The 12,494-nt window shown below is 60.9% G+C and carries 10 protein-coding genes; 2 read left to right on the top strand and 8 right to left on the bottom strand.

Annotation, left to right across the window (positions count from 1 at the left end; genetic code table 11):
* Nucleotides 1–52 precede the first annotated feature (52 nt).
* Complete coding sequence (locus tag Q0V31_RS06535; RefSeq protein WP_298185873.1) at nt 53–1,393, top strand: hemolysin family protein; 1,341 nt, start codon at nt 53–55, stop codon at nt 1,391–1,393.
* Between the two features lie 81 nt (nt 1,394–1,474).
* On the opposite strand, the gene Q0V31_RS06530 is transcribed toward Q0V31_RS06535, so the two are convergent.
* The 7 genes from Q0V31_RS06530 to Q0V31_RS06500 form a co-directional block, all read right to left on the bottom strand.
* Nucleotides 1,475–2,371: a peptidoglycan DD-metalloendopeptidase family protein gene (locus tag Q0V31_RS06530; RefSeq protein ID WP_298185870.1), complete on the bottom strand. Its 897-nt coding sequence runs from the start codon at nt 2,369–2,371 to the stop codon at nt 1,475–1,477.
* Between the two features lie 124 nt (nt 2,372–2,495).
* Complete coding sequence (locus Q0V31_RS06525) at nt 2,496–3,407, bottom strand: response regulator (RefSeq protein ID WP_298185867.1); 912 nt, start codon at nt 3,405–3,407, stop codon at nt 2,496–2,498.
* Nucleotides 3,408–3,541: 134 nt separating this feature from the next.
* Entirely contained in the window at nt 3,542–4,273 is a 732-nt protein-coding gene (phoU, locus tag Q0V31_RS06520) for a phosphate signaling complex protein PhoU (protein ID WP_298185865.1), read from the bottom strand.
* 53 nt (nt 4,274–4,326) lie between these two features.
* Nucleotides 4,327–5,160, bottom strand: a complete 834-nt coding sequence (gene pstB, locus Q0V31_RS06515) for a phosphate ABC transporter ATP-binding protein PstB (protein WP_298185862.1) — start codon at nt 5,158–5,160, stop codon at nt 4,327–4,329.
* 62 nt (nt 5,161–5,222) lie between these two features.
* Nucleotides 5,223–6,893, bottom strand: coding sequence for a phosphate ABC transporter permease PstA (pstA, locus tag Q0V31_RS06510; protein WP_298190936.1), 1,671 nt, complete (start codon nt 6,891–6,893; stop codon nt 5,223–5,225).
* 21 nt (nt 6,894–6,914) lie between these two features.
* On the bottom strand, nt 6,915–9,200 hold the full coding sequence (locus Q0V31_RS06505; RefSeq protein WP_298185860.1) for an ABC transporter permease subunit: 2,286 nt from the start codon (nt 9,198–9,200) through the stop codon (nt 6,915–6,917).
* 182 nt (nt 9,201–9,382) lie between these two features.
* Nucleotides 9,383–10,351 (bottom strand): phosphate ABC transporter substrate-binding protein PstS family protein, encoded by a 969-nt coding sequence (locus Q0V31_RS06500; protein WP_298185857.1) that lies wholly within the window; start codon nt 10,349–10,351, stop codon nt 9,383–9,385.
* 307 nt (nt 10,352–10,658) lie between these two features.
* Here Q0V31_RS06500 and Q0V31_RS06495 point away from each other — a divergent pair, with 307 nt between their 5' ends.
* Entirely contained in the window at nt 10,659–11,060 is a 402-nt protein-coding gene (locus tag Q0V31_RS06495; protein ID WP_160342913.1) for an acyl-CoA thioesterase, read from the top strand.
* A 223-nt stretch (nt 11,061–11,283) separates the two neighbouring features.
* Here Q0V31_RS06495 and Q0V31_RS06490 read toward each other — a convergent pair whose 3' ends face one another.
* Entirely contained in the window at nt 11,284–12,384 is a 1,101-nt protein-coding gene (locus tag Q0V31_RS06490; RefSeq protein WP_298185854.1) for a TRAP transporter substrate-binding protein, read from the bottom strand.
* Nucleotides 12,385–12,494 lie beyond the last annotated feature (110 nt).

Genomic DNA, 12,494 nt, shown 5'->3' with positions numbered 1-12,494 from the left:
AGCCGCTGGCCAGCCCCCACCCTTTAGCCCTCATCCACTACCCGAACCCTGTATGGACCCCTCCTCGAGTTACACCGCTGCCACTTACTTCGCCGATTTCGGCCTGGTTTTATTCGCCCTGTTTCTGGTCTTACTCAACGGCTTTTTCGTCGCCGCCGAGTTTGCCATCGTCAAGCTACGGGCCACCAAGGTCGAAGCCCTGGCCGCGAAAAACGGCTGGCGCGGACATATTCTGCGCACCGTACACAACCAGCTCGACGCCTACCTCTCCGCCTGCCAGCTAGGGATTACCCTGGCCTCCCTCGGCCTTGGCTGGGTCGGCGAGCCGGCCTTTGCTCACCTGCTCGAACCGCTGCTCGGCTACATCGGCATCGAGTCGCCGAAGCTGGTGCATGGCATCGCCTTCTTTACCGCGTTCTTTATCATTTCCTACCTGCACATCGTGGTCGGTGAGCTGGCGCCCAAGTCGTGGGCGATCCGCAAACCCGAACTGCTGTCGCTGTGGACGGCCGCGCCGTTGTACCTGTTCTATTGGGCCATGTACCCGGCGATCTTCCTGCTCAACGCCAGCGCCAACGCCATCCTGCGCGTGGCCGGTCAGGGCGAGCCAGGGCCGCACCATGAGCACCACTACAGCCGTGACGAGCTCAAGCTGATCCTGCACTCCAGACGTGCCAGCGACCCCAACGATCAGGACATGCGCGTACTCGCCTCGGCCGTCGAGCTGGGCGAATTGGAAGTGGTGGACTGGGCCAACTCCCGCGAGGACCTGGTGTCCCTGCCGCTGACCGCCACGCTGGATGAAGTGTTCAGCGTGTTCCGCCGGCACAAATACAGCCGCTACCCGATCTGCGACGAGAGCAGCGGCGAATTTGTCGGCGTGCTGCATATCAAAGACCTGTTGCTGCACCTGTCCTTGCTGGAAATGCTGCCCTCGGCGTTGAAACTGGCCGAGCTGATGCACCCGGTCGAACGGGTCAACCGGCATATGCCGCTGTCCAACCTGCTGGAGCAGTTCCGTCAGGGCGGCTCGCACTTCGCTCTGGTCGAGGAAGCCGACGGCAAGGTGATCGGCTACCTGACCATGGAAGACGTGCTGGAAGCCCTGGTCGGCGACATTCAGGACGAACACCGCAAGGCCGAACGCGGCATCCTCGCCTACCAGCCGGGCAAGTTGCTGGTGCGCGGCGACACGCCGCTGGCCAAAGTCGAGCGCCTGCTCGGGGTCGACCTCGACCATGTCGAAGCCGAAACCCTGGCCGGGCTGATCTATGAAACCCTCAAGCGCATGCCTGAAGAAGAGGAAGTGCTGGAGGTGGACGGCCTGCGCATCATCGTGAAAAAGATGAAAGGCCCGAAGATCCTCCTAGCCAAGGTGCTCAAGCTGGATTGAGGCGACCGGGCGCATCTGATGGGTATCGCTGCGCTCAACCCATCCTACGCACTAGCGCAGAGAGCCACCGGCAGCAGGTATTTATTCACCGCCTACGGCGAAGTTAGGCAGGCTGTTGACCGGCTGTGAGAAGTCGAAGGGAATCGACTCCAGGGCCAGGCCGACGTTGCGCTGCACCACAAAGTGCAGGTGTGGGCCGGTGCTGTTGCCGGTATTGCCGGAGCGCGCCAGCAGGCTGCCGGTGTTAACCCTACTGCCCTCGCGCACCACCACCGAGCCTTGCATCAGGTGCAGGTAGACGCCCATGGTGCCGTCGTCATGCAGGATGCGCACATAGTTGCCAGACGGGTTGTTGCCACGGCCACTCTGGCGATTCTCGGTTTTCACCACCATGCCGCCGCGCGCGGCGACAATCGGCGTGCCCTCGGGCATGGCGATGTCCATGGCGTAGCGGCCTTTGGGGGTGAAGTGGCTGTACTTGCCGTTGGCGCCCTGGGTCAGGCGGAACGGCCCGCCGCGCCACGGCAGCGGATAGCGTTGCTGGGTCGGCAGCAAACGTGGGTCGCCCATGGCATAACGCAGCTTGGGGGTGTAACGCATGGGTTTGCGGGCATCACGCGGAGCCAGGGTCAGCAAGCGAATATTGCTGCGTGGAGGCAGCACCCAGCTGATCGGCTCGTCCGGCACGCCGGCGACGTTGTCCGTGGCGTGCAGGCGCAGCTCAATCTGTACCGGGGCGTACAGGTCGTTGCGCACCATCAGGGTTTCACCGGCTTCGTGTTTCTTGGTTTGCAGCTTTACCTGGTTGTCCAGGCGCTCAACCATACGGTCGCGAAACACAAACACTTGCGCGCCGGGCGCAGCCTGATCGGTATAGGTGACCACGCCGTTGGCATCGGTGTACTTATAAATAGTCAACGCCACTGCCTGGCCGGCAAGGCTCAACAAACTGCAGAGAAGTAGCAAACGCCCTAGCATATCGACTCGGATCTTATGATTTGTATGTCCGGAGGAATGAGACTAGCAGCCGCCCCGGCGTGAAGCGAGCCGGCGCGCCAAGCCTGTGAGCCATCTCGCATGCGCCGCGCCCGGTCGGGATTATTCAGGCGCTCGGGCTGAAGTGCTTTTGCGCGGTGCCACGGGCAATCAGCCGCGAAAGGTAATCGAGCTTCTGCGGGTCTTTGTCGACGAACTTAAACGTCAGCTGCAGCCATTCGCTGTCCGGCTTCGGCTCGAACGCGGCGACCGCATGCAGGTAACCATTAAGCCGTGCGGTTTCCGCGCTCTCGCCCTGCTCCAGGTCTAACACCGCGCTTTCCAAGACCTGCGGTAACGCCTCGGTGCGCTTAACCACCAGCAGGGCCTCTTTCAGGCTGAGGGCCTTGATCACGCAGCTCATGCTGCCGCTAGGCAAACGCAACTGACCCTGACCACGGCCTGCGCTCGCGCTGGGTACAGCGGTCTTACTGACTGCCGGTTTAGCCGCGAAAGCGGCGGCCGACTGCACGGCAGGAACCGCAGCGGGCTTGACCACATCGGCCTTACCAGCAGTCAGCGCAGACAACGAATCGTTGGCGTAAGCCCCAGTACTGAGCATCTTCGGCGGCGCGCTGGCGGCCAGCGCCTGCAACTTGCCGGCACGGCTGAGGGCCTTTTTGACCTTGGTGACCAACTGTTCGTTGGAAAACGGCTTGCCGATAAAGTCGGAAACGCCGGCCTGAATCGCCTGCACGACGTTGTCCTTGTCGCCTCGGCTGGTGACCATGATGAAGGGCACGGTCTTCAGGTTGTCTTGTTCGCGGCACCAACTGAGCAGTTCCAGACCGGACATTTCCGGCATTTCCCAGTCACAGAGGATCAGGTCTACCGGCTTGCGTGTCAGCATTTGCAGGGCTTTGCGCCCGTTAACGGCTTCCTCGATCTGAATGCCGGGAAAGTGGTCGCGCAGCCCCTTTTTCACCAGATCTCGGATAAAAGTTGCGTCGTCCACTACCAGCACACTGACTTTGCTCATCGGCCACTCCCATTTTGATGGCCTTAAGCATAGTCATGGCGACTGGCCAAAGGCCAACCGAAATACAGCCTATGCCGCGATCAGCGGCATTTTCCTCAACGGGCAGCGCACCAACGCTGCCCGGCACCGCCAACTCAGTTGCCTTTTTTCGTACCCTGCACTTCTTCCTGCATCCGCGTCAGGCCGATGTGCTTCACGTCGGTGCCACGCACCAGGTAGATCACCAGCTCGGCGATATTGCGCGCATGGTCGCCGATGCGTTCCAGCGAGCGTAGCGCCCAGATGACGTTGAGCACCCGCGAGATCGAGCGCGGGTCTTCCATCATGTAGGTGACCAACTCACGCAGGGCAGTCTTGTACTCGCGGTCGACGACTTTGTCGTATTGCGCCACCGACAGCGCCAGGTCGGCGTCGAAGCGGGCGAAGGCGTCCAGCGCCTCGCGCACCATCTTGCGCACCTGATCGCCGATATGGCGGATTTCCACATAGCCGCGCGGCGACTCGCCCTCCTCGCACAGCAGGATCGCGCGCTTGGCGATCTTGGTCGCCTCGTCGCCGACGCGCTCGAGGTCGATCACTGCCTTGGAGATGCTGATGATCAAGCGCAAATCGGAAGCCGCCGGCTGGCGTCGGGCGAGGATGCGCACGCACTCCTCGTCGATATTGCGTTCCATCTGGTTGATCTGGCCGTCGACTTCGCGCACCTGCTGGGCCAGGCCGGAATCGGCATCGATCAACGACGTGACCGCATCGTTGACCTGCTTCTCGACCAGCCCGCCCATGGCCAGGAAGTGGCTGCGCACCTCCTCCAACTCGGAGTTGAACTGCTGGGAAATGTGCTGGGTAAGGTTTTCTTTGTTAATCATGTGCAAACCCTTGAATTAACCGAATAACGTCTCTGCTTAGGATGGGCTTGCCATCAGCCGTAACGACCGGTGATGTAGTCTTCTGTCTGCTTCTTCGCCGGGTTGGTGAACAGCGTATCGGTATCCCCGAACTCGATCAGCTTGCCCATGTACATAAACGCCGTGTAATCCGAGACTCGCGCCGCCTGCTGCATGTTGTGGGTGACGATGACGATGGTGTATTTGGATTTCAGTTCGTAGATCAGCTCTTCGACTTTCAGCGTGGAAATCGGGTCGAGGGCCGAGCAGGGTTCGTCGAGCAACAGCACTTCCGGCTGCACCGCCACGGTACGGGCGATCACCAGACGCTGCTGCTGACCACCGGAGAGGCCGAGCGCCGAGTCATGCAGGCGGTCTTTGACCTCATCCCACAGCGCCGCGCTTTTCAGTGCCCATTCCACCGCTTCATCGAGCACACGTTTCTGGTTGATGCCCTGGATGCGCAGGCCGTAGACCACGTTCTCGTAGATGCTCTTGGGGAACGGGTTGGGCTTCTGGAACACCATGCCGACACGGCGACGCAGCTCGGCGACGTCTTCGCCCTTGCGGTAGATGTTGTTGCCGTCGAGGTTGATTTCGCCTTCCACGCGGCAGCCATCGACCAGATCATTCATCCGGTTGAAGGTGCGCAGCAGGGTCGATTTACCGCAACCGGACGGGCCGATAAAGGCCGTGACACGCTGGTTGGGGATGCTCATTTTGACGTCGAACAGCGCCTGCTTTTCGCCGTAATACAGGTTCAGGCCGGGCACATCGATGGCCACGCGCTCGTTGGCCATGTTCAGGCCCTGGCGCTCACGGCCGAGGGCCGCCATGTCGATACCGCGAGTGTGTGTGTCGTGCTGCATGGGATGCTCCCTACGCTAACAAATTCGTGAGCCGCCGCGGCCTGCTGGCCGCGGCGCGATAATTAATGGTCGAGCGCCTTGTACTTCTCGCGCAGGTGGTTGCGGATATACACCGCCGCCATGTTCAGCACCACAATGACCAGCACCAGCAGCAACGCGGTGGCGTACACCAACGGTCGCGCGGCCTCGACGTTGGGGCTCTGGAAGCCAACGTCATAGATGTGGAAGCCCAGGTGCATAATCTTCTGGTCGAGGTGCAGGTACGGGTAGTTGCCATCGAGCGGCAGCGAAGGCGCCAGCTTGACCACACCCACCAGCATCAGCGGCGCCACTTCGCCGGCGGCACGCGCCACGGCGAGGATCAGGCCGGTCATCATCGCCGGGCTGGCCATCGGCAGCACCACGCGCCACAGCGTTTCGACCTTGGTCGCGCCAAGCGCCAGGGAACCTTCGCGCACGGCACGCGGAATTCGCGCCAGGCCTTCTTCGGTAGCCACGATCACCACCGGCAAGGTGAGGATCGCCAGGGTCAGCGAGGCCCACAACAGACCCGGCGTACCGAAGGTCGGCGCCGGTGCCGACTCGGGGAAGAACATGCGATCAAGCGAGCCGCCGAGTACGTAGACGAAGAAGCCCAAACCAAACACGCCGTAGACAATCGCGGGTACGCCGGCGAGGTTGTTCACCGCAATGCGGATCACCCGCGTCAGCGGCCCCTGCTTGGCGTATTCACGCAGGTAAATCGCCGCGACTACGCCGAATGGGGTGACGATCACCGCCATGATCAGGGTCATCATCACGGTGCCGAAGATCGCCGGAAAAATCCCGCCCTCGGTGTTGGCCTCACGCGGGTCGTCGCTGACAAATTCCCACAGCTTGGCGAAGTAGAACCCGAGCTTGTCAGCCGTGCCCATGGCGTTCGGCTGGAAAGCCCGCACCACCTTGCCCAGGCTGATGGTGATTTCGCGACCATCAACGGTCTTCAGCGTCACGCTGTCGCGGTTGAACGCCTGGTTGAGGGCGATCAACTCGGTTTCCAGCACCTTGTATTCGGCATCCCACTGCGCGCGCTCGGCATCCAGTTCAGCCTGGGCGACCTCATCCAGCTTGCCTTGCAGCTCCAGCTTGCGGGTTTGCAGACGGATGCGCTCCAGCCCGGCATTGATCCGGCCGATGTCCTTCTTCTCCAAGCGCACCAGCTGACTGTGCAGCTTCTCGACCCGCGCAATACGCGCCTGCAGCTCTGGCCAGCTGGCGTCGCCCTCGGCCACCAGCTCACCCGACTGCTTGATATTGACCAGGTAGCCGTAGAAGTTGCCCCACTCGCGGCGCTCCAGCGCCGTGAGGTTTGCCGGGGTGCGCAGGTTGCTCAACCACTCGCCGACCACCCAGGTGAAGTCCGCGCCATACACGTCGCGGTTACCCACCTTGAAAAGCTCGCGGGTCATAAACTCGCCGCCTTCAGCCTGCACCGGCAAACCGGAAGCCGCCAGGCGCGCACGCGGAACTTCTTCGACCTGAGTGATCTCACCGGCCATTACCCGGACTTCCTGACCCGGGATCTGGTAGTCGGCTTCGACGATATCCGCCGGCCAGAAATGGCCGAGGCCGCGCACGGCGATCACCGTCATCAGGCCCAGAGTCATGATCACCGCGATCGACACCGCACCAGCATTCATCCAGATCCACGGCGTGCCGCTCTTGATCCAGGTTTTCAGGTTGTTTTGTTTCACGGACATATACCTTCCCAGACCTTAGAGCGAGGCGTACTTGACGCGCAGACGCTGGCGTACCAGTTCTGCCAGGGTGTTCATGACAAAGGTGAAGCCGAGCAGCACCAACGCCGAGAGGAACAGCACGCGGTAGTGAGTACCGCCGACTTCCGACTCAGGCATTTCCACCGCGACGTTGGCGGCCAGGGTGCGCAGGCCTTCGAAGATGTTCATGTCCATGATCGCGGTGTTGCCCGTGGCCATCAGCACGATCATGGTTTCGCCGACAGCGCGGCCCATGCCGATCATCACCGCCGAGAAGATGCCCGGGCTGGCGGTGAGAATCACCACCCGCGTCAGAGTCTGCCAAGGCGTAGCGCCCAGGGCCAGAGAGCCGAAGGTCAGGCTCTTGGGCACGCTGAACACGGCGTCTTCGGCAATCGAGAAGATCGTTGGAATCACCGCAAAGCCCATGGCCAGGCCGACCACCAGGGCGTTGCGCTGGTCGAAGGCGATGCCCAGGTCATTGCTCAGCCACAGGCGCATATTGCCGTCGAACAACCAGTTCTCCAGATGCCCGCTCATGGCCAGCGAGACATAGCCCACCAGCAGGATCATCGGGATCAACAGCAGCGACTCCCAGCCGTCCGGCACGCTCAGGCGGATCGACTCAGGCAGGCGGCTCCACAGGTAGCCGGCGAGCAAAATGCCGATGGGGGTGAAGATCAGCAGGCTAAAGATGCCCGGCAGATGACCTTCGACATAAGGCGCGAGGAACAGGCCGGCGAAGAAACCGAGAATCACCGTCGGCAGCGCTTCCATCAGTTCGATCACCGGCTTGACCTTACGGCGCAGTGCCGGGGCCATGAAATAGGCGGTGTACAGCGCAGCGGCGATGGCCAGTGGCGCAGCCAGGAGCATGGCGTAGAACGCAGCTTTCAGGGTGCCGAAGGCCAGCGGGGCGAGGCTCAGCTTGGGTTCATTGTCGGTGCTCGCCGACGTCGACTGCCAGACATGGCCAGGCGCGTCGTAGTTCTCGTACCAGACCTTGCCCCACAGTGAGCTCCAGGAAATTTCCGGGTGGGGGTTGTCGACGATCAAACGTTGCAGTTGGCCGTCGCGCTCCACCAGCATACGGTTGGCGCGCGGCGACAGGGCGGCCATGGCCTGGCCCTCAGCGACCGACTCAACCAGCAAGGTGCGGTGCGCGGTGCTGTGGAAGATACCCAGGTTGCCCTTGGTATCCAGAGCGAAGAAACCCTTGCGGCGCTCTTCGGGAATAATCTGGGTGATTGGGCTATCGGCCAGCTGGAAACTGCGAATGGCGGTCAACGAGGCCTTGCCGTCGTCCTCGCGCACCATAAACCACTGGCTGATACCGCCACGGCTGTCACCGATCATCAGCGAAATGCCACCGAGCAACGGCGTGGCGTTGCTGACTTCGCGCTTGCCGTCTGCCAGCAGCTTGTAACGGCCATTCAGGCTGTTGCTGCGCAGGTCGAAGACGTCGGCGGTGGCGCGACCGTTGATCACGTACATCCACATATGCCGCGGGTCGATAATCAGCGACTTGATCGGCTCGGCAATCTGCGGCAGGGCGATACGCTCTTCGCTGAGCGTCACTTCACCGGTCATCAGATTTTCTTCGCGGCCCATGCTCAGCACATGCAACTCAGTGCCGGTGGAGCCCGCCAGCATCAAGGTGCCGCTGTTCAGGCTGAGGGCAACATGGTCCAGCGCACGGCCCTGGCCGTCGAGCGCAATCGGCTGCTCGCCGAACGGATACTCGATGCTCGGGCTGATGGTCTTTACGTCGTTCGGGTAAGTAATCTTGTAGGCATGCTGGAACACCAGCACCTGACCGTTGGACAGGCCGAGGGCGACCCGGTTGCTGCCCGGCTGATCCTGACCGACCGAGACAATCTGCGTATCCGCCGGCAACGGCAGCTGCACAGTGCTCAGCGCGCGCATGCTCTTGGCATCGAAGAATTGCACCTGAGCATTCTGGTCCAGGCGCATGGCGACCCGGTTCTGCTCTTCCAGGGTCAGCAACAGCGGCGCGGCGGCGTCACTCAGCCAGGCCGCCGGCACGGGCTCGCGGCTCTCGATGCTGGCGCCTTGAAACATCGGCAGCACCACGTAGGCCAGGTAGAAGAAGATCAGGGTGATGGCGCCCAGTACGGCCATACCACCAATCGACACTGCCCAGCGGGCCATACGATCTTTGAGTGCACGCAAGCGGCGCTTGCGCTGCAGGGCCGGGGTATTGAAGTCCAGCCCGAGGGATTTGGATGTGGCGGTCATGGTTTCACTAGCCAAGTCATTCATAGGTAAGAGCGTCTCTGCGCAGCCATGAGCGCGCCATAGTGAGTTCTGTCGCTATTCGAGTGGCTAACTTTAGCCGCTGTATATGACAGAAAAGTTACAGCGCTGTGACAAAGCAACGCCCGCCTCTCGTAAACGAAGGCGGGCGTGCGACTTACTGGGTAATCAAACCAGTCAGGCGGTCCTTACAGACCCAGTTCCTTCATGGTTTTCTCGACCACTTTGCTTGGCAGCGGGATGTAGCCGTCTTTCACCACAACCTCCTGGCCTTGCTTGGACAACACCAGCTTGACGAACTCGGCGTCCAGCGGGCTCAGCGGCTTGTTCGGCGCCTTGTTGACGTAGACGTAGAAGAAGCGCGCCAGTGGGAACTTGCCCGCCAGAGCGTTTTCTTCGTTGGCGTCAAAGGCTTCGCCGCCTTTCTTCGACAACGGTACGGTCTTCACGCTGGAGGTCTTGTAACCGATGCCCGAGTAACCAATGGCATTCAGGGTGCTGGAGATCGACTGCACCACGGAAGCCGAACCCGGCTGCTCGTTAACGTTAGCCTTATAGTCGCCTTTGCACAGGGCTTCTTCTTTGAAGTAGCCGTAGGTGCCGGATACCGAGTTACGACCAAACAGCTGAATTGGCTTGGCCGCCCACTCGCCGGTCAGGCCCAGATCGCCCCAGGTCTTGATGTCGGTCGCGCCGCCACACAGGCGAGTGCTGGAGAAAATCGCATCAACCTGAGCGATATCCAGGCTCTTGATTGGGTTGTCCTTGTGCACGAACACCGCCAGGGCGTCGATGGCCACTGGTACGGCAGTCGGCTTGTAGCCGTATTTTTCTTCGAAGGCCTGGATCTCGGCATCCTTCATCGCACGGCTCATCGGGCCCATGCTGGCAGTGCCTTCAGTCAGTGCCGGTGGCGCGGTAGAAGAACCAGCGGCCTGAATCTGGATATTGACGTTCGGGTATTCTTTTTTGAACTCTTCAGCCCACAGCGTCATCAGGTTGGCCAAGGAGTCGGAACCCACGCTGGACAGGTTGCCCGATACGCCAGAAGTCTTGGTGTAGCTCGGCAGAGCCGGGTCGACAGCAGCAACCGCAGTGGCGGTAGCCACGCCAGCGGCGACAAATGTCATGGCCGCCATCAAACGCTTAAGTTTCATGCCTTACTCCTGAAAAACCAGTGTTGGATTGAACGGGGCCAAGTATCTGTAGGCCGCATGACGACTGTATGTAATCAATGTGACAGTTAGATGACGCCGCCGATGTTTTACCTGCAGCGATGTACAGTCCTGGCCCCCGCTGGCAAAGCGCTATGGTCGCCCTGCGACTGCTGAGTCGTTATACTCGCTGCGCCCGCAGTCCCGCGGGCCTGCCGGGTGTACCCGCAATAGCCGTAGAGCCTGCCTCACGGCCAACGCTGTACCCCGCAACGCGCCAATAAAAACAACCGCGCCGCGAGCCTATCCGATGCACGATTTCGAACAGGAAGACCCCATCCCGCAAGGCGATCTGGCTTTGCAGATCACCGCACTGCCGCGTGAAACCAACGGTTTTGGCGATATTTACGGCGGCTGGCTGGTTTCGCAAATGGACCTGGCAGGCACCGCCATGGCCAGCAAAGTGGCCGGCGGGCGCGTCGCCACAGTCGCCATCGATCGCATGGCCTTCCTCGTGCCGGTAGCGGTGGGCGCACAGCTGTCCTTCTATACGCAGACCGTGGAAGTGGGCCGTAGCTCAATCCAGATGCTGGTCGAAGTGTGGAGCGATGACCCGCTGTCCAGCGAATGGCGCAAGGTCACCGAGGCGGTGTTCGTGTTTGTCGCCATCGATGGCAGCGGCCGTACCCGCCCAGTACCCGCACGGCGCTGACGCCCGATAGAAAACCAAAACGCCGGCTCAAGAGCCGGCGTTTTGCTGTGTGCTAAGAATCTATTTCTGATCTTGCGAGCGAGACTAGGCGCTACGTTAGTAACAGCCTACGGCTGATCAAAACAGCCGAGGAAGCGGAATTTACTGGCTGTAAATAAGCACTCCGAGGCTGTTTTAAAGCAGTTTCGCCGACGCGCTGCAGGTCCTAGGCAGGTTCTCGGGATTAGCCGCGAATGTTGTAAATATCCTTCTCGTTCAGCTCGGCGTAGTCATACAGACGCTGCAGATAAGCCTTCTGCTGCGCCCACACCTTGCTCGCCACCGGATCGGCAGCAGCGCTGGCGTCGACCACTTCGGCGGCCACGCCCTTGAGCTTGGCCAACACCTCGTCCGGCAGACGGCGAACGTCTACGCCCTCAGCCTTGAGTTGCTCCAGAGCCTCCATGTTTTTCGCGTTGTAATCGTCGAGCATGTCGGCGTTCACATCACGGGCAGCCGCGCGAACGATCGCCTGCAAGTCGGCCGGCAAGGTTTCCCAGGCCTTGATGTTGATATCCAGTTCAAAGGTTACGTTCGGCTCTTGCCAGCCTGGGGTGTAGTAGTACTTGGCTGCTTTGTGCAGGCCCAGCGCCTGGTCGTTGTAAGGACCGATCCACTCAGTGGCATCGATAGCACCGGTTTGCAGCGCGGTGAAGATTTCACCCGCCGGCATGTTGACCACGGTACCGCCCATCTTGGTCAGCACTTCGCCGCCCAGGCCGGGGGTACGCATCTTCAGTCCGTTGAAGTCTTCAACACCGTTGATTTCTTTATTGAACCAACCTGCGGTTTGCACGCCGGTTGCGCCGCAGGCTATCGGCAGCACGCCGAAGGGTTTGTAAGTTTCTTCCCACAGCTGCATGCCGCCGCCCTTGTGCAGCCAGGCGTTCATTTCCTGAGCATTCGGGCCAAATGGCAGGGCGCAGAAAAATTGTGCGGCAGGGACTTTGCCCTTCCAGTAGTAAGGCGCGCCATGGCCCATCTCGGCCGTACCGCGGCTCACCGCATCGAACACTTCCAGTGCCGGCACCAACTCGCCCGCGGCATAGACCTTGACCTTCAGACGGCCATTACTCATTTCCTCCACCAGCGTGGCAAAGCGCTCAGCACCGACACCTACGCCGGGGAAGTTTTTCGGCCAGGAGGTGACCATTTTCCAGTTAAAGGTTTCAGCGCTCGCGCCTTCTTGGGGCTTACCAGCGGTTTCAGCTTCTTGCTTGCAGCCGGCCAGGGCCGTGGCCGCAAGGCCGACGCCTGCTGCTGCGAGAATTTGACGACGTTTCATGCAATGCTCCTTTATTGTTGTATTGGTCTGACCACAGGATCACTGCGGACCCACCGCGCTTAACTAAAATAGAGCTAAGTGACTCTCAAGCCTAGCGGATACGACTAAAG

The organism is uncultured Pseudomonas sp. (assembly GCF_943846705.1).
Taxonomy (GTDB): domain Bacteria; phylum Pseudomonadota; class Gammaproteobacteria; order Pseudomonadales; family Pseudomonadaceae; genus Aquipseudomonas.
This window is presented reverse-complemented; position numbering and strand designations above follow the sequence as displayed.

Coding starts and splice junctions, on each gene's coding strand:
- Q0V31_RS06535 (WP_298185873.1), top strand. CDS start 53: ATGGACCCCTCCTCGAGTTACACCGCTGCCACTTACTTCGCCGATTTC.
- Q0V31_RS06530 (WP_298185870.1), bottom strand. CDS start 2,371: ATGCTAGGGCGTTTGCTACTTCTCTGCAGTTTGTTGAGCCTTGCCGGC.
- Q0V31_RS06525 (WP_298185867.1), bottom strand. CDS start 3,407: ATGAGCAAAGTCAGTGTGCTGGTAGTGGACGACGCAACTTTTATCCGA.
- phoU (WP_298185865.1), bottom strand. CDS start 4,273: ATGATTAACAAAGAAAACCTTACCCAGCACATTTCCCAGCAGTTCAAC.
- pstB (WP_298185862.1), bottom strand. CDS start 5,160: ATGCAGCACGACACACACACTCGCGGTATCGACATGGCGGCCCTCGGC.
- Q0V31_RS06505 (WP_298185860.1), bottom strand. CDS start 9,200: ATGAATGACTTGGCTAGTGAAACCATGACCGCCACATCCAAATCCCTC.
- Q0V31_RS06500 (WP_298185857.1), bottom strand. CDS start 10,351: ATGAAACTTAAGCGTTTGATGGCGGCCATGACATTTGTCGCCGCTGGC.
- Q0V31_RS06495 (WP_160342913.1), top strand. CDS start 10,659: ATGCACGATTTCGAACAGGAAGACCCCATCCCGCAAGGCGATCTGGCT.
- Q0V31_RS06490 (WP_298185854.1), bottom strand. CDS start 12,384: ATGAAACGTCGTCAAATTCTCGCAGCAGCAGGCGTCGGCCTTGCGGCC.